Origin of the sequence: Kitasatospora sp. NPDC048545, from assembly GCF_040651155.1 — a bacterium.
In the GTDB taxonomy this organism is placed as follows: domain Bacteria; phylum Actinomycetota; class Actinomycetes; order Streptomycetales; family Streptomycetaceae; genus Kitasatospora.
The window spans coordinates 1-14,055 of the sequence record NZ_JBEZIQ010000009.1 but is presented as its reverse complement, the minus strand read 5'-3'; the positions used below and the strand labels follow the sequence as shown (position 1 = coordinate 14,055).

The following is a 14,055-nucleotide window of genomic DNA, read 5'->3' as shown; positions in this document are numbered from 1 at the left end:
ATCTTCGAACGTGCTGGTCAAAGGGGCTGGCGTGGCGCTCCGCCGTGGTGCTCGTGCTGGTGGTGGGCGGGAGTCTGCCGCCTTGATCGTCTGACGGGGCGGTTTTGCTGGTTCCTGCGCGTCACGGGTGCGGTGCCGCCTACGATCCGGCTCATGGTGGAGTCCGAGATCGCGGAACGGATCGCGGCGCGACGCGCGGCGCTGGACGAGCTGGAAGATCAGCTGGTCAAGCAGCTTGGTCAGGTGCGGGTCGAGCGGGACGAACTCGCCGTCGCCGAGCGGGTCTGGCAGCGGATGGCCGAGCAGCTCGCTGCGGAGACGGCGGTCGAGCCGGCGGCAGTGCAGGTCGCGGGCCGGGCGGTGCTGCTTGTCCCGCACCGCGGGCCCGGAGTGGACCTGGACGCGCTGCCGCCGGACTACCAGCGCCTCCTCGCCATCGTGCGCGACGCGGGCGGGCCGGTCGCGACCAAGCACGTCGGCGAGGTGCTGGGGCTGGAGGTGGCGGTGCGGGGCAAGCTGGAGCCGCTGCGCGGGAAGCTGTCCAAGCTCGCCGGGCGGGGTTGGCTGCGCAAGCTGCCCGACGGCCGCTTCACCGCACGCCCGTGACCAGCCGCGCCGTACACTGCTGAGCGTAACTTGGCTGCCCCCGACGGTCGTTGAGATTGTGTGACGAATAACAACGCGCCCGCCGAGGGCGTCTCCCTTGTCTACCAGTGCAAGTTGAACCTGTCCACGAGAACCCTGGACTACCTCGCCGGCCTGCTGCGCTCGCGCCTGAAGGCGATCCGCTCTCCATGGCGGTCACTGCCGTCCGGGAAGATCGCGGTGCTCGTGCTGGCGATGCTGCGGCACGACCAGCGCCCGGTTGGTCCGGTCTGGGATGGGCCCAAGTGGCCCGAAAAGGCCGGGGGTTGGCGCGGCCGTACCGCAGAGTAGCCATGTCCCCACCGGCGCCGCCAGGCATCTTCGGCCCCACTGCGAACCCGCGTCACAGGTGCCGGAACGCCACCACCGGCAACGCGCGTTGCCGGTCTTGCCGATCCCGGGCCCGGGGGCCTTCCGTGCGCTGTGGCACGATGCCCGCGTGCCGGCCGTCACGGGCGGCACCCAGCACGGAGGAGAGGACCAGCCATGACCGAGACCGCCCACGACACCGACCGGCCCGTCGGGGAGCCCGTCTTCCGGCCCGCCACGCCCGCCGACGTCCCGGCCCTGGTCGAGCTGGTCGAGTCCGCCTACCGGGGTGACTCCAGCCGCGCCGGGTGGACCACCGAGGCCGACCTGCTGGCCGGGCGGCGGACCAACCCCGAGGCCGTCGCGGGGGCCGTCGGTCACGCCGAGGGGCTGGTGCTGCTGGCCGAGCAAGGCGGCGCGCTGGTCGCCTGCTGCCAGTTGGAGCGGCGCGGCGACCGGGCCTATTTCGGGATGTTCTCGGTGCGCCCCGGCCTGCAGGGCGCCGGGGTCGGCCGGGCCGTCCTCGCCGAGGCCGAGCGGCTGGCCGGTGAGGAGTGGGGCGTCGGCGCGATGGAGATGACGGTGATCGAGCAGCGCGACGAGCTGATCGCCTGGTACGAGCGCCGCGGGTTCCGGCGGACCGGGGAGTTCAGCCCGTTTCCGTACGGCGACGAGCGGTTCGGCATCCCGCTGCGGCCGGACCTGCGGTTCGAGCACCTGGTCAAGGAGCTGAAGGCCTCCTGAGGGGTTCGGCAAAGCGTCCCGGGGCGAGCCCCGAGTCCGGTCCGGTCAACGGTCCGCACTCGGGGCTCGGTTCGGTTTCGCTGGAGTTGAAGCGGCAGGTGATTCGGCGTCAAGTCGCTGAACTGGGGCGATGCGGAGATGTCATACCTCGTTCATGATTGGTCTAGGCCAATGTGAGAGGCTGAGGACGAACGGCCACGTTCCGTCCGATGCCCAGGGGGGCCACTTCCGCATGCCCGTACTCCATGGCACCGCCATGCCCGCACCCGACGCCGGTCCGCGCCGGACACCCGCGGACCCCGACCTGCGCCTGCCCGCCCCGCCCGACGACGAGGAGCTCTACTGGTACTTCGGCCCGCAGCGCCGCTGGGTCCTGCTCTGCGCCACCCTCTCCTACGCGGGAGCCACCGCCACGCTCGGCCTGTTCGCCCTCAGCAAGCCGCTGCTCTGGCCGTTCCTGGTGCTCACCGTGCTCAACGCGGCCACCTGGCTGCTCTCGCTCACCGACGGTCAGCGCGCCCGCCGCTTCACCCGCGACTCGCACGACCTGCTGCTGCGCGCCTGGCAGCCCGCCCGCCACCCCGGCGTCGACCTGCTGCTGCCCACCGCCGGCGAACCGCTGGCCGTCCTCGACAACGCCTACCGCCACACCGCCGCCGTCCGGTGGCCCGGCGAGCTCACCGTACTGGTCCTCGACGACGCCGACCGCCCCGAGGTGCGCGAACTCGCCGAGTCCTACGGCTTCGAGTACCGCGCCCGCCCCGACCGGGGCCGCTTCAAGAAGGCCGGCAACCTCAACCACGGCCTGGCCGAGGGCACCGGCGAGATCGTCGCCGTCCTGGACGCCGACTTCTGCCCCCGCCCCGACTTCCTGCACCACCTGGTGCCCTACCTCGACAACCCCGAGGTCGGCATCGTGCAGAGCCCGCAGTGCTTCGACACGGACGCGAACATGTCCTGGCTCGAACGCGCCGCGGGAGCCACCCAGGAGATCTTCTACCGCTGGATCCAGCCCTCCCGGGACGCACAGGACGGCACCGTCTGCTGCGGCACCAACGCCCTCTACCGCCGCGCCGCACTCCAGCGGATCGGCGGCTTCGCCGAGATCGACCACAGCGAGGACCTCTACACCGGCCTCGCCCTCGCCCGCGCCGGCTGGGCCACCCGCTACGTGCCCGCACTGGTCGCCAAGGGCATGTCGCCCACCGGCCTGCCCGCCTTCATCAGCCAGCAGTACCGCTGGTGCCTCGGCTCCCTGGCCCTCGTCCGCGACCCGGACTTCCGCAAGGGACCGCTGCCGCGCTCCGCCCGGCTCTGCTTCTGGAACGGCATCCTCGGCTACCTCACCAGCGCGGTGAACGTCTTCGCCGTGCCGCTGCCCGCCCTGATCATGCTGTACTTCCGGCCCGAGGAGATCGAACCCTGGCAGGTGCTCCCCTTCCTCCCGCCGATCTGGGTCGCCCTCGTCCTGCTGCCCGCGATGTCCCGCACCCGCTGGCGCTTCGAGGTCACCCGCGTCCAACTCCTCGGCGGGCTCTGCCACGTGGTCGCCATCGCGCACGCGCTGCGCCGCCGCTCCGCCGACTGGGTGCCCACCGGCGCCGTGTCGGGCGGCAGTTCACTCGCCCGCGCGGTCGCCCGGATCGGGGTCGGCTGGCTGGGGATCGTCGTCCTGGCCGGCGCCGCCGGACTGGTCCGCGCCGCCCTGCTGCACGGCTGGCGGCCGTACTGGGCGCTCGCCCTGCTGCTCGGGCTCACCGCGTACACCGCGATCCCGCTGATCCGCTCCCTGTGGCCGCTCCTGAACGGCTCGAACGGTGGCAAGGGCGCCACCGTCGGCGAGGTCGCCGCACCCGCACGGAGCCGCTCCGACCTCGGGTTCGGCCACGCCGAGGCCGTCGCCGTCACCGCCGTGCTGCTGCTCTGCGGGCTGCTGGCGTCGGGCTGGGCCGATCCGATGTTCTTCTGACCCCTCTTCTCCGAGTCGCCGTCGACTCCGCCACACCGATGGATCACTGACTTTCCTTGCGCGTCGCCCCACCGGCGCGGACACCGCCCGGCCGCCCCATCGGCCCGGCGGGCCAGACCACCGCTGCCAGCCCTGCAAGGAGCGCCGCCGTGTCAACGGCCGTCCCGCCTTCGTCCATACCTTCCGCACCTTCCGCACCCGGATCCGCGCCGGCTCCCGGGGCCGCTCCCGGACCCGCACCCGCTCCCGGACCCGCACCCGCTCCCGGACCCGCACCCGCTCCCGGACCCGCACCCGTCGACCTGCTTCCCGAGGTCGTCCGGGTGGACCGGGAACTCGCCGCCCCCGCGGGCGCCACCGTCGCCGAGACCGGGCCACCCCGCCGGCGCGCCGCCTTCCGCCCCGACATCGAAGGGCTGCGCGGCATCGCCGTGCTGTCCGTCCTCGCCTTCCACTCCGCCGTACCCGGCCTGACCGGCGGCTACGTCGGCGTCGACGTCTTCTTCGTCATCTCCGGCTTCCTCATCACCGGCCTGCTGACCAATCGCCCGCTCGGCCTGTGGGACTTCGCCGCCCGCCGCGCCCGGCGCATCCTGCCCGCCGCCGCCACCGTCCTGGTCGCCACCGCCGTCGCCGGCGGCGCCCTGCTCGACCCGCTGCGCGGCACCGACCTCGCCCGCGACCTGATCGCCGCCGCCGGCCAGTTCGCCAACTGGCGCTTCGTCGGCCGGCAGACCGACTACCTGGCCGCTGAACAGGCCCCCAGCCCGCTGCAGCACTTCTGGTCACTCGGCGTGGAGAACCAGTTCTACCTGCTGTGGGGCGTCCTGCTGCTCGGCCTCGCCCGCTACCTGCACGGGCGCCGCCGCACCCTCGCGATCACCCTCACCACCCTGGGCATCGGCGGCGTCTCGCTGGTGCTGTGCCTGCGCTGGACGCAGACCTCCGCGCCGCTCGCCTACTTCTCCACCGGCAGCCGGCTCTGGGAGTTCGCCGCCGGCGCCTGCGCGGCCCTGCTCGGCGGCGCGCTCGCCACCCGCACCGGGCGGGCCCCCGTGCGGTGGTCGCTGCGGCTGACCGGCTGGCTCGGCCTGGCCGCCGTCGCGGCGCCGGTCCTGCTGTACGACCGCGACACGCCGTTCCCCGGCACCGCCGCGCTGCTGCCCGTCCTCGGCACCGCCGCCGTGCTGCTCGCCGGACACGACTGCCCGCTCCGCGCCCGCGACGCCGGACGGCTCCTCGCCACCCGCCCGCTGCGCGCCGCCGGACGCCTGTCGTACGCGTGGTACCTCTGGCACTGGCCGGTGCTGACCATCGCCCAGGCCCGGTACGGCGCGCTGCCCTGGACCACCCTGCTCGCACTCACCGCGGCCGCCGCGCTGCCCGCCTGGCTCACCCTGCGCCTGGTGGAACAGCCGCTGCGGTACGGCAGCAGCCCGGCGCCCCGGCGCGGGCTCGCGGTCGGCGCCAGCGCCCTGGTGATCCCGCTGATCGCCGCGCTCACCCTCGGCGGCGGCACCGTCCGCGCCCTCGGCGGGGCCGCCGACGCCCCCGTCGCGGCCCCTGCCGGAGCCGCCGACGGGCCCGGACTGCTCGCCCCCGGCACCCGGGTGCTCGCGCTGACCCCCTCGCTCGCCCGCGCCCGGCAGGACTTCCCGCCCGGGAAGGGCTGTGAGATCCCGCTCAACGCCGACAGCAGTCCGCGCTGCCTCTTCGGTGCCGAGGACAGCCCCGACCGGATCGTGCTGCTCGGTGACTCGCACGCCGGGCAGTGGATCTCCGCCGCACTCGCCCTGGCCGAGCAGCGGCACTGGGCCCTGGAGGTGCTGGTCAAGCCCGGCTGCCCGCTGGCCACGCTCACCGTGCGCAACAACGTCCTCGGCCGCACCTTCGACGAGTGCGACCGCTGGCGCGAGAACACCCTGACCCGGCTCACCTCCGGACCCACGCCGCGCCTCGTCCTGATGGCCGGCCTCAACCGCTACGGCAGCCAGGAGGAACGCACCGAGGGGTGGAGCCGCACCCTCGACCGCCTCACCGCGCTCGGCGCCCCGCTCGCCTACCTCGGCGACACCCCGATGCCGGGCAAGGACATCCCGACCTGCCTGGCCGCCTCCGACGGGCGCTCCGACGCCTGCTTCTTCCCGCGCGAGACCGCCTTCGAGCCCGACCCGCTGCTCGACGGTGGCCTCGCCGCCCGGTACGGCGTCCGGACCCTGGACCTCGGTCCGCTGCTCTGCCCCGGCGCCGGGCCCTCCTGCCCGGCGGTGCTGGAAGGCGTGGTGCTGTACCGGGACACCGGGCACATCACCGACACGCTGGCGCGGGTGCTGGCGCCCCGGCTGGACAAGGGGCTGCTGGGGGTGGCCGGGGAACCGGCGGTTACCGGCGGGTCGGCGGTTCCGGCCGCTCCAGGCGGGCCGGCTGCTCCGGGCGGGCCGGCGGTTCCCGGTGCGTCAGGGGGTGCGGGCGCTCCGGCGGCTCACCCGTAGACGCTGCGGCACAGGCGGGCCTGCTCCGAGCCGGCCGGCCAGCGGCCGATGCGTTCGGCCTGGTCACAGATGCTGCCCGGGCCGGCGCTCGGCAACGACCCACCCGAACCCGGCCCGGCCTGGACGGGCGCGCCCGACGTGCCGCGGGCCGGGCCGGTGGCGTGCGGGCTGTGGCCGGGTTTCGGACGCGGGCTCGCCGACGCGCGCCGGGCCTCGGCGCCCGCCGGGTCGGCCGACCCGGCGGCCGGCGGCGCCGACGCCGTGCCTGTCGCGCCCGCCGTGCCCGCCGTGCCTGTCGTGCCTGTCGTGCCCATCGTGCCGCCCGCCGGGACCGGGGCGGGCAGCGGCGAGGGCGCCGGCGTGGCCGGCAACGGGGGCACCGGCCGTAGGTGCGGGCCCGGGTCCGAAGCCGAGGGCGAGACCTCCGGCAACGACACCACCCGCACCTCGTCGTCCGACCCGGGCCCGCACATCACCAGCACCGAGGCCAGCACCGCACCCGTGCCGACCACCGCGGCCGCCCACACCCTGCGCGAGCGGCGTCTCGGCGCGGCCGGGACGGGCACCGGAGGCGGGGGAGTCGTCGGGACGGGAGGGGGCTGCCACGCGTTCTGCGGCCACTGCCACTGCCCTCCGGTGGGCTGCCCAGTCATCTGCTCGTCCTTCCAGCGGCCCCCCGAATCTGCCTTTCCGTGCTCAACGAGCGCGCCGACGCCGGGACATGACCCGGAAGAGGGGTCTGAACGGGCGTTGATTGCCACCGCGCCACATGCTTGGGGTCATGGAGACCAACAGCATGACCGCACCCCTGGTCGACGTGGCCGAGTTCCGGACGGACAGCCGCTACCGCCTCGTCCACTTCGAGGGCCACGGCTGGGAGCCGCTCGCGCCCGAGGAGTTCGAGCCGCGCATCCACCAGCTCTTCCCCGACCTCGACCCGCGTGACCCGCAGCGCGTCCACTGGGCCGACCGCCCCTGGGAATGGCCCGCCTGGCACCCCGGCGAGGCCTGAGCCCGTCCCCGCGCGATGGCGGTGCGCTCACCGCGGCCAGGACTTCGTTAGGCTGAGCGGGTGAGTGTGGATCACTTCTGGTGCCGCCTGCCCGGCCCGGTCGTGGACACCTGTTCGCCGGAGGAACTCGGCGAACTCGTGCCCCGGGACCGCGACGTCCGGTACGACCGGCTGGCCGCCGCCGGGCTCGCCCTCGGAGTCCGGCGCACCGCCGCGCTGATGGAACTCGCGCTCACCGAGAACGGCCTGCACCCCGACCCCGCCGCCCGGCTCCCCGTCTACGGCGGCGGGCGGCGCGAGCCCGGCACCGAGACGCTGGTGATGCGCCCCGACCAGGTCGCGGCCGCCTCCACTTTCCTGCGCGACTCGGCCCTCGGCGAACTCGTCCGCCAGCAGCACAGTGTCCTCGCCCGTACCGTCGCCCGCCTCGGCCACCCGACGCCGTGGTCCGAGTCCGTGGCCGCCCGGGTCGTCAACGACCTGCGCGACCTGCGGGACTTCTTCGCGGGCGCGGCCGCCGCCGGAGACGCGGTCGTCGTCCGGGGAAGCGACCCGAGCGCCAAGGAGACGGCGTGAACGACGCTAACGGTGTGGACGGCGCTAACGGCGTGGACGGCGCGATCGACGTGAACGCCGTGAACGATGCCCCGGCAGGCACGGAGGGATACGGCGAGGCCGCCGAACAACTCGCCGTCCAGTACGAGAGCGTGAGCTTCGCCGAGGTCCACCGCGAACTACGCCACCTCTACCCGACGCCACCCGCCGCCGTCCTCGACGTCGGCGCCGGCACCGGCCGCGACGCCGCCGCCCTCGCCGCCCTCGGCCACCGGGTCGTGGCCGCCGAGCCGACCCCCGAACTCCGTGCCATCGGCGAACGGTTGCACGCGGCGGCCGGCATCCGGTGGGTCGCCGACGCCCTGCCCGGGCTGCCCCGGCTCACCGCCGCTCGGGAACGCTACGACCTCGTGCTGCTCACCGCCGTCTGGATGCACCTCGCCCCCTCCGAGCGTCCACCCGCCATGGACGCCCTCGCCGCCCTCCTCGCCCCCGGCGGCCGCCTCGCCCTCACCCTGCGCCACGGCCCAGTCCCGCCCGGGCGCCGCATGTTCGACCTCCCGCCCGAGCACACCGTCGACCTCGCCGCCGCCCGCGGCCTGCAGCTCCTCCACCGCTCCACCCGCCCCGACCTGCACGGGCGCGACGGGGTGCACTGGACGTCGCTGGTTCTCGAACGTCCTCGCTGATCCCGCGGCCCCGCTGATCCGGTGGCCCGCGGCGCTTGCCGCCGCGGATCCGCCGGGTTCGGTGGCGCAGGTCAACACCTCGCATTCGCAGAGGAGTTCCTCGTGCCGGATTCGAACGGGGACGTCCGGAACTCGATGTCGGGCGTGACGGCCCGCATCGCCCTCCAGGCGCAGATCGCGAACGTCACGGTCACCATGCCCCCGGCCCCGGAGCAGCCCCCGGCCCCGGAGCAGGCCGAGGAGGTCCCGCAGGTCGCGCTGCCGGACCTGCGGCACTGCGTGGCCGCGCTCGGCGTCCCGCCCGAGCAGGCCGACACCGCGGTCGACTGGCTCCACCGGACGGCCACCGAGGACGGGCCGTTGCGGCCGAGTCCGGTCACTGCGCCGCCCGACCGGCTCGCCGAGCCGGAGGCGTTCGCCGTGCACCTCCGCTGCTTCGCGCGCCCGGAGCAGACCCTGCTCAGGCGGAAGCTCTATCTGAGCAGGGGCAAGCTCGACGAGATGTACGGACCGCTCGGTCACCGGCTGGGCGTCACCGATCACCCGGCCGAACGGTTCCGCCTTCTGCACCGGCACCTGGCCGCGCAGCGCCGCTTGGCATTCGGCCCGGCCCTCCTGCTGTCGGGCGAGGAGCTGCCCGGGGACGACACGTCCTGGCTCTACTTCCACGGCGTCGACGTCCCGGGTGGTGCTCAGGCAGCGCCGAAGCCCTCCTCGACGAGGCGGGTGGCCCACCTGGTCAGGGCGGGGGTGAGGGGCGGGTGGCCGATGCCCGCTGCGGCGGCCAGGCGGTCGGCGGAGGTGGTGTCGTACCGGTCCTCGGAGAGGAACGTGAGGGTCTCCGGGTCGGCGCCGGTCAGGGCGCGGGGGAGGCGGCGGACGAGGGGGACGGGGATCAGGCCGCGGGGCGGGCGGACGCCGAGGTGGGCGGCGAGGAGGGCGATCAGGTCGGGGAGGAGGGGGGTCGCGGGGTCGAGGACGGTGTGGGCCAGGACGGGGTCGTGGTCGTGGTCGGGCACGACGGCCAGGAAGCGGGCCAGGTGGTCGACGGTGACGACGGGCAGGAAGGTGCGCCGGGTGCCCGGCAGCAGGGGGAGCCGGCCGCGGTGGAGTTGGCGGACCAACTGGGCCGGGCCGAGGTACTGGCCGGCCTCGCCGGTGCGCGAGTGGCCGATGACGCTGCTCGGGTTGACGGTGGTGAGCGGCACACCGAGGCGGGGCGCGGTGACGCGGACGGCGGCGTCGCCAAGTTGCTTGGAGGCCTCGTACGCGCCGAGCCGGGCGTGGAGCGCGGCGGCGGCGCGCTCGTCGAGGGGGTACCGGGGGGCCGGGTCGCGGCCGACGCGGTAGCCGGAGAGGTGGACCAGACGTCGCAGCCGGGGCCGGGTCGCGGACCACCGCAGTGCGTGCAGTGCGCCGTGGACGTTGGGGGGTTCGGCCTGCGCGCGGGTGAGGCCGAAGGCGTAGCGGGCGGCGAGGTTGTGGACGTCGCGGACCTCGGTGAGCCGTGCGTCGTCCTCGGGGGTGAGGCCGAGGCCGGGGCGGGTGAGGTCGGCGGTGACGGTGGTCAGGGCGGTGGTGTCGGCGTCGTGCTCGCGGAGCCAGTGGCGGAGGGCGGCGGCGCCGCCGGTGTCGCGGACGCCGCCGGTGTCGCGGACGCCGGCGGCCACGGGCTCGCCGCGGGTGAGGAGTTCGAGGACGAGCCAGCGGCCGAGGAAGCCGGTGGCGCCGAGGACGAGCGTGCGGGGCGGCGGGACGGGTGTCATCGTGCGCTCCAGGTGTCGGTAATCAGTAGACCGGTCTGCATATTTTTTGGCCAGGGGAAGGTGTGCCACCGACCGGCAGCGGTGCACCGGTCGACGACGGAGCGCCGGTCGGCGGCGGCGTGCCGATCGAGAGCGGGGTACGGATCGAGGGCGGCGTGCCCGCCGAGGGCGGCGCCGCCTACGCGCGGCCGAGCAGGTGCCGGACGGCGTGCCGGGCGTGGTCCAGCGGTTCGCGGCTGCGCCGGACGGAGGCGAGCAGGACCGCGCCCTCCAGCAGGGCGAGGGCCTGGCCGGCGGCGGTCTCGGCCGCGTCCGGGCCGAAGCCGTCGGCCGTGAGCCGGCCGGCCAGCACCTGCTGCCAGCTCGCGTACACCTCGGCGCAGACGGTCCGCAGCGGCTCGTTGGTGCCCGCCGTCTCCAGGGCGACGGTCGCGATCGGGCAGCCGCTGGTGTAGTCGGACTGCGTCAGGCGCTCGGCGAAGGCCTCGACGAGCCGCTCGGCGAGGGTGGCGGTGTCCGCGCCCCCGGAGGCGAGTTCGGCGAGCAGCGCCTCGACCTCCTGGCCGGCCTCGGTGAGCGCGGCCGCCACCAACTGGTCCTTGCCGCCGGGGAAGTGGAAGTAGAGCGAGCCGCGCGGCGCGCCGGTGGCGGCCACGATCTGGTTGAGGCCGGTCCCGAAGTAGCCCTTGGCCTCGATCAGTTCCCTGGTGCCGGCGATCAGCCGGGCCCGGGTCTCCTCGCCCTTGACTCCCATAGGGCGATAGTAGACCGGTCTGCATATTTCTGTCGACGGTGGATCAGCAACCGGCCGGAGGGCCCGATCAGCAGCGGAACTCCGGTGGGAAGCCCGTCCAGCGCAGCTCCTCCGGAAGGTGGCCCTGGTCGTTCAGCAGCAGGACGGCCGGCGGTCGGCCGGGCGCGTACCGCAGAACGGTCAGGCCGGCATTGGCGACGTGGAGGCCGAGCCAGCGCCAGGCCGGGGCGTCCAGGGTGTGCCGGACCAGCCAGGCCACCAGGAAGGCGTGGGTGACCACCAGCTCGTGCCGCTCCTCGCGGCCCGCCACCGGGCCGGTGAACCGCTCGACCGCCCGCGGCGCCAGCACCGCACCGCTCTCGCACTCCTCCGGTGTGGCGTGCGAGAGGAACTTCAGCAGGAAGTCCGCGCTGTCCGAGGGGAGTTCGGACCGCTCGGGCAGGTACGGGACCCAGTCCCCGGCCTCGTCGCACACCGTCGGCTCCACACCGCGCAGTTGCTCCGCGGCCAGGTGCGCGGTCTGCGCGGCCCGGGGCAGCGGGCCGTGGTGCACCGCGGTGATCGGCCGGCCCGCCAGCCGCCGGCCGAGCAGGACGGCCTGCCGGCGTCCGGTGTCGCTGAGCCCGCTGCCGTCGGGCGCGGCCTCGCCGTGGCGGGCCAGGTAGAGGTAACGGGTGGCGAGTTCGGTCATGCTCCGGGTCTCCTCGATGATGATCGCTGTCAGGTCATCCCGGAGTGACGCGGGCCGGGCCCGCCCGGTTCCGGCCCGCCCGGTGCGGGGCGCCCGGTGAGGGACGCCTGGTGAGGGCCGGTGAGGGGCGACCGGGGCGGGCCGCGGCCGCCCGCGGCTCAGCTGGTCCGGGCCGCGGTCGTGTGGGCCTGGTCGAGCAGGGCCAGCTCCTCGGCCGACAGCCGCAGGGCGCCCGCGGCGATGTTGTCCTCCAGGTGTGCCACGTCGCCGGTGCCCGGGATGGCCAGGACGTGCGGGCCGCGGTGCAGCGTCCAGGCCAGCCGCACCTGCGCGGTGCTCACCCCGCGGGCCTCGGCGACCGCCCGCACCTGGTCGGGCTCGGCCAGGCCGGCGCCGTCCTCCCGCCCCGCGCCCGCGATCGCGTAGAAGGGGACGAAGGCGATGCCCAGCTCGCCGCAGAGGCGCAGCACCTCGTCCTGCGCGGCCGAGGCGCCGATGCCGTACGGGTTCTGGACGCAGACCACGGGCGCGATGGACCGCGCCTCGGCCAGCTGGTGCGGGTGGACGTTGGAGAGCCCGAGCCGGCGGATCAGCCCGGCCTGGCGCAACTCGGCCAGCGCGCCGAAGCGTTCGGCGACGGAGTCGGTGCCGAGGATCCGCAGGTTGACCAGGTCGAGGTGGTCGCGGCCGAGCTGGCGCAGGTTCTGCTCGACCTGGGCGCGCAACCGCTCGGGGGTGCGGGCGTGCTCCACCCAGTGGCCGTCGATGCCGCGGCCCGGGCCGACCTTGGTGGCGATCACCAGGTCGTCGGAGTAGGGCGCGAGCGCCCGGTTGACCAGCTCGTTGGCGGAGCGCAGCGGGGAGAAGTAGAAGGCGGCGGTGTCGATGTGGTTGACGCCGAGTTCGACCGCGCGGCGCAGCACCCGCAGGGCCTGCTCGCGGTCACGCGGCACGGCGTGCGGGACCAGCGCCGGGCCGGTCTGCGGCAGGCGCATCGTGCCGAAGCCGATGCGGTGGACGGCGCGGTCGCCGAGGGTCCAGGTACCGGAGGCGGCGGCGGTGACGGGCGTGGTGGGGGCGGTGGTCTCCGAAGTCATGCCGATCATGATCGTTGCTGCACTAGCCTGACCGCCAACGATTCGGACATATGTGAATCCACGGGGGTGGGCCTTGGCGGCCGAGCTGTCGTTCACGGCGGGCGACCTGGCGCGGATGCGCTTCGCGGTCTCCCCGATGTGGGAGGTCGGCCCGAGCCTGCGGCTGCTGCGCTCGGGCCTCGCCCACCCCGTCCACCGGCCCTGGGTGGAGCAGGTGCGCCCCCGGCTGGCGGCGCTCGGCCCGGCGTACGCGCTGCTGGCCGAGCTCGTCCCGCCCGCCGGGTACGTGCCGGACTTCATCAACCCGGCCCCGGCCGGGCCCGCCCCCGCCCTGGCGGAGGAACTGGCGGCGATCCGGGCCACCCCGGTCGAGCGGGTCCGCCGCGACCTCGACCGGCTGCGGGACGGCGGGGGCCGGCTGGGCCCCCGGCTGCGCGCCCTGTACGGCGACCCGGCGGGCGGCCTGGGCCGGCTCACCGAGGCCGTCGAGGCGTACTGGGAGCTCGCGCTCGCCCCGTACTGGGCGCGGATCCGGGCCGTCCTGGACGCGGACGTGCTGCACCGCGCCCGACAGGCCGCCGAGCACGGCTCGGCACGGGTGCTGAACGACCTGCACGCCGAACTCCGCTGGACGGAGGACACCCTGCGGCTGCGCCACCGCACCCGCCCGCTGCCGGGCCGCACGGCCGGGGCGGGTCTGCTGCTGATCCCGTCCGCCTTCACCGGACCGGCGCTCTACACCCGCCTCGCCCCGCCGGACCCGCTCCAGCTCGCCTACCCGGCGCGCGGGATCGGCAGCCTTTGGGCGACCGCGCCGGCGGCCGGCACCGAGGCCCTGGCCGCCGTCCTCGGCCGCTCCCGCACCCGGCTGCTGACCGAGCTGGCGGCCCCGGCCTCGACGACCGAACTCGCGCGGCGGACCGGGCTGTCGCCCGCGGCGGTGTCCCGGTACCTGACGGCCCTGCGGGACGCCCGTCTGGTCACCGCCCACCGCGCCGGACGGTCGGTACTGTACGCGCGGACGGCGTCGGCGGAGGTCCTGCTGGCGCCCTTGGGGGCGGGGTGACGGCGCGCTCCCCGGAGACCGCGGGGTCACCCGGGTGTCCGGTGTCGGGGCGGCGGATCCGCCCCGACCGCCGTAGCGTGCGGGGCATGACACCGATGCGGCACCCGCGGTACGTCCTGCCCCCTCGCCGTCGCCGGACCGGCCTCCTCGCCGGGCTGCTCGGCGCCGCCCTCGGCGCGATCACGCTCACCGGGGCGCCCGGCGATCGGCGGCGAGAGGTACCCGACCGACACCACACCGGTCAGGTAGGCGAGCACGGTCGCGAT

Annotated in this window: 15 protein-coding genes; 10 read left to right on the top strand and 5 right to left on the bottom strand. The window is 75.2% G+C overall.

The features are described 5' to 3' along the window. Positions 1–153 precede the first annotated feature (153 nt). The 5 genes from AB0D10_RS11115 (at position 154) to AB0D10_RS11095 (ending at position 6,159) form a co-directional block, all read left to right on the top strand. A complete protein-coding gene (locus tag AB0D10_RS11115) occupies positions 154–606 on the top strand; it encodes a hypothetical protein (protein WP_360254247.1) in 453 nt (150 codons plus the stop codon). 60 nt (positions 607–666) lie between these two features. Then, a complete protein-coding gene (locus tag AB0D10_RS11110) occupies positions 667–936 on the top strand; it encodes a hypothetical protein (protein ID WP_360254245.1) in 270 nt (89 codons plus the stop codon). A 195-nt stretch (positions 937–1,131) separates the two neighbouring features. Continuing rightward, entirely contained in the window at positions 1,132–1,698 is a 567-nt protein-coding gene (locus AB0D10_RS11105; protein WP_360254243.1) for a GNAT family N-acetyltransferase, read from the top strand. A gap of 232 nt (positions 1,699–1,930) precedes the next feature. Further along, on the top strand, positions 1,931–3,667 hold the full coding sequence (locus AB0D10_RS11100) for a cellulose synthase catalytic subunit (RefSeq protein WP_360254241.1): 1,737 nt from the start codon (positions 1,931–1,933) through the stop codon (positions 3,665–3,667). A gap of 323 nt (positions 3,668–3,990) precedes the next feature. Beyond that, on the top strand, positions 3,991–6,159 hold the full coding sequence (locus AB0D10_RS11095) for an acyltransferase family protein (protein ID WP_360254239.1): 2,169 nt from the start codon (positions 3,991–3,993) through the stop codon (positions 6,157–6,159). Here the strand turns inward: AB0D10_RS11095 and AB0D10_RS11090 are convergent. Continuing rightward, positions 6,150–6,812 (bottom strand): hypothetical protein, encoded by a 663-nt coding sequence (locus AB0D10_RS11090; RefSeq protein WP_360254237.1) that lies wholly within the window; start codon positions 6,810–6,812, stop codon positions 6,150–6,152. The genes AB0D10_RS11095 and AB0D10_RS11090 overlap by 10 nt on opposite strands. A 128-nt stretch (positions 6,813–6,940) precedes the next feature. Here AB0D10_RS11090 and AB0D10_RS11085 point away from each other — a divergent pair, with 128 nt between their 5' ends. The 3 genes from AB0D10_RS11085 to AB0D10_RS11075 are packed head-to-tail and all read left to right on the top strand — an operon-like array spanning position 6,941 to position 8,415. Continuing rightward, positions 6,941–7,171 carry a hypothetical protein gene (locus tag AB0D10_RS11085; RefSeq protein WP_360254235.1) on the top strand — a complete coding sequence of 77 codons (231 nt, stop codon included), beginning with the start codon at positions 6,941–6,943 and terminating at the stop codon, positions 7,169–7,171. A gap of 60 nt (positions 7,172–7,231) precedes the next feature. Continuing rightward, positions 7,232–7,747: a hypothetical protein gene (locus AB0D10_RS11080; protein ID WP_360254233.1), complete on the top strand. Its 516-nt coding sequence runs from the start codon at positions 7,232–7,234 to the stop codon at positions 7,745–7,747. Beyond that, complete coding sequence (locus AB0D10_RS11075; protein ID WP_360254231.1) at positions 7,744–8,415, top strand: class I SAM-dependent methyltransferase; 672 nt, start codon at positions 7,744–7,746, stop codon at positions 8,413–8,415. The genes AB0D10_RS11080 and AB0D10_RS11075 overlap by 4 nt, the downstream gene beginning before the upstream one ends. A 692-nt stretch (positions 8,416–9,107) precedes the next feature. Here AB0D10_RS11075 and AB0D10_RS11070 read toward each other — a convergent pair. The 4 genes from AB0D10_RS11070 to AB0D10_RS11055 all read right to left on the bottom strand — a co-directional run bounded on the left by AB0D10_RS11070 (position 9,108) and on the right by AB0D10_RS11055 (position 12,723). Next, complete coding sequence (locus AB0D10_RS11070; RefSeq protein ID WP_360254229.1) at positions 9,108–10,181, bottom strand: SDR family oxidoreductase; 1,074 nt, start codon at positions 10,179–10,181, stop codon at positions 9,108–9,110. A gap of 178 nt (positions 10,182–10,359) precedes the next feature. Beyond that, the gene (locus tag AB0D10_RS11065; protein WP_360254227.1) at positions 10,360–10,935 is read right to left on the bottom strand and encodes a TetR/AcrR family transcriptional regulator; all 576 of its coding nucleotides are present in this window, start codon (positions 10,933–10,935) and stop codon (positions 10,360–10,362) included. 67 nt (positions 10,936–11,002) lie between these two features. Continuing rightward, positions 11,003–11,626, bottom strand: a complete 624-nt coding sequence (locus AB0D10_RS11060; protein ID WP_360254225.1) for a histidine phosphatase family protein — start codon at positions 11,624–11,626, stop codon at positions 11,003–11,005. Between the two features lie 158 nt (positions 11,627–11,784). After that, positions 11,785–12,723: an aldo/keto reductase gene (locus AB0D10_RS11055; protein ID WP_360254223.1), complete on the bottom strand. Its 939-nt coding sequence runs from the start codon at positions 12,721–12,723 to the stop codon at positions 11,785–11,787. 73 nt (positions 12,724–12,796) lie between these two features. On the opposite strand from AB0D10_RS11055, the gene AB0D10_RS11050 reads away from it, so the two are divergent. Then, on the top strand, positions 12,797–13,789 hold the full coding sequence (locus AB0D10_RS11050; protein ID WP_360254221.1) for a winged helix-turn-helix domain-containing protein: 993 nt from the start codon (positions 12,797–12,799) through the stop codon (positions 13,787–13,789). Positions 13,790–13,875: 86 nt separating this feature from the next. After that, on the top strand, positions 13,876–14,055 hold a 180-nt coding region (locus tag AB0D10_RS11045), incomplete at its 3' end, for a hypothetical protein (protein ID WP_360254219.1).

Coding starts and splice junctions, on each gene's coding strand:
- AB0D10_RS11115 (WP_360254247.1), top strand. CDS start 154: ATGGTGGAGTCCGAGATCGCGGAACGGATCGCGGCGCGACGCGCGGCG.
- AB0D10_RS11105 (WP_360254243.1), top strand. CDS start 1,132: ATGACCGAGACCGCCCACGACACCGACCGGCCCGTCGGGGAGCCCGTC.
- AB0D10_RS11100 (WP_360254241.1), top strand. CDS start 1,931: ATGCCCGTACTCCATGGCACCGCCATGCCCGCACCCGACGCCGGTCCG.
- AB0D10_RS11090 (WP_360254237.1), bottom strand. CDS start 6,812: ATGACTGGGCAGCCCACCGGAGGGCAGTGGCAGTGGCCGCAGAACGCG.
- AB0D10_RS11085 (WP_360254235.1), top strand. CDS start 6,941: ATGGAGACCAACAGCATGACCGCACCCCTGGTCGACGTGGCCGAGTTC.
- AB0D10_RS11070 (WP_360254229.1), bottom strand. CDS start 10,181: ATGACACCCGTCCCGCCGCCCCGCACGCTCGTCCTCGGCGCCACCGGC.
- AB0D10_RS11065 (WP_360254227.1), bottom strand. CDS start 10,935: ATGGGAGTCAAGGGCGAGGAGACCCGGGCCCGGCTGATCGCCGGCACC.
- AB0D10_RS11060 (WP_360254225.1), bottom strand. CDS start 11,626: ATGACCGAACTCGCCACCCGTTACCTCTACCTGGCCCGCCACGGCGAG.
- AB0D10_RS11055 (WP_360254223.1), bottom strand. CDS start 12,723: ATGACTTCGGAGACCACCGCCCCCACCACGCCCGTCACCGCCGCCGCC.